The sequence below is a fragment of the Acidovorax sp. KNOB132 genome, assembly GCF_057541515.1.
Window position 1 is genome coordinate 1 of record NZ_BAAJYT010000500.1, and the last position, 1,514, is coordinate 1,514.

General features: G+C 73.1%; 1 protein-coding gene and 2 pseudogenes. 1 reads left to right on the forward strand and 2 read right to left on the reverse strand.

What is annotated here, in order from left to right:
• Together AC27IO_RS24115 and pyrF are read right to left on the reverse strand one after the other, a co-directional pair.
• A partial coding sequence (locus tag AC27IO_RS24115) for a LysR family transcriptional regulator (RefSeq protein WP_498741198.1) occupies positions 1-101 on the reverse strand: 101 nt, incomplete at its 3' end.
• Between the two features lie 43 nt (positions 102-144).
• A pseudogene (gene pyrF, locus AC27IO_RS24120) lies at positions 145-969 on the reverse strand (orotidine-5'-phosphate decarboxylase).
• Between the two features lie 76 nt (positions 970-1,045).
• On the opposite strand from pyrF, the pseudogene AC27IO_RS24125 reads away from it, so the two are divergent.
• Positions 1,046-1,514: pseudogene (locus AC27IO_RS24125) on the forward strand (EamA family transporter); the annotation flags it as partial.

The window sequence follows — 1,514 nt, forward strand, 5'->3', positions numbered from 1 at the left end:
CGCCCGAAGGCCGGGTGCGTCACGTGGCGCAGCTCGGCCGCGCGCGTGTAGCTGCGCTCCTGCGCCAGCACGATGAAGTCTTCCAGCCACTTGAGCTGCATGGCCGGCGGTGTTTGAGCGAAGGGGCGGCGGGGCGCGCGGCGCTCAGGCGCGGGCGGCGTTCAACGTGTCCCGCGTGGCCAAGGCCACGGCGCGCGCGGCTGTGGCGAAGCCCTCGCCATCGGCCGCGTACAGGATCGCGGCGGGACGAGTTCACGAGGATCGGTCGCCCTCTCGCCGCCCGGCCCGCACCGTGGCCGCCGCATCGCCGCCCTGCGCGCCCACGCCGGGAATCAAGAGCGGCAACGTGGGCGCCAGGGCGCGCACGCGCTCGATCTCGGCCGGGTAGGTGGCGCCCACCACCAGGCCCAGCTGGCCGTTGGTGTTCCACGGGCCCTGGGCGAGGCGCGCGACGTGCTCGTACAGCAGCGGCTGCCCGTCCACGCTGGCCAGACGCTGGCTTTGCAGGTCGTCGCCGCCCGGGTTGGAGGTGCGGCACAGCAGGAAGGCGCCCTTGCCGTGGTAGGCCAGGTAGGGCTCGATGGAATCGAAGCCCATGAAGGGCGAGAGCGTCACCGCATCGGCGCCGTAGCGCTCGAAGGCCTCTCGGGCGTATTGCCCGGCGGTGGAGCCGATGTCGCCGCGCTTGGCGTCCAGCACCACCGGCACGTGCGGCGCGGTGGCGCGCATGTGGGCCATCAGGCGTTCGAGCTGGTCTTCGGCGCGGTGCGCGGCGAAATAGGCGATCTGCGGCTTGAAGGCGCAGGCCAGGTCGGCGGTGGCATCGACGATGGCGGCGCAGAAGTCGTAGATCTTGCGGGCGTCGCCGCGCATCGCTGCGGGAAACCGGTCGGGTTCGGGGTCCAGGCCCACGCACAGCATGGAGTCGTTCTGCGCGGCCGCGCCCTGCAGCATGTCGATGAAGGTCATGGGGCGCGATTTTAGGGGGCGGGGCCGCCGGTGGCGCCGCGAGCGCCGCCGCGTCCGTCCCGGCACAATGCCGCGCATGCCTGCCCTGTCCCCCCGCCAGCTCGTCGCCCTGATCCTCGTCACCCTCATCTGGGGCTTCAACTGGCCGGTCATGAAGCTCGGCGTGGCGGGCTTTCCGCCGCTGGCGTTCCGCGCGATCTCGCTGTGGCTCGGCCTGCCGGTGCTGGCCCTGGCGCTGGTGCTGCTCAAGGCGCCGTTCGCCGTGCCGCGCAGGTACTGGCTGCCGCTGGCGGGCCTGGGGCTCGTCAACATGGTGCTGTGGCACGCCTTCAGCATCACGGCCATTCCGTCGCTGTCCAGCGGGCGCGCGGCCATCCTGGGCTACACCATGCCGATCTTCTCGGCCGTGCTGGGCGCGCTGTGCTTCGGCCACCGCCTGGCGCCGCGCGCCTGGGCGGGCGTGGCGGCGCGGCCGGGGGCGTGCTGCTGCTGCTGTGGCACGAACTCAGCCAGCTCGCGGCCGGCCCGTCGGCGTGGGGCTGGAC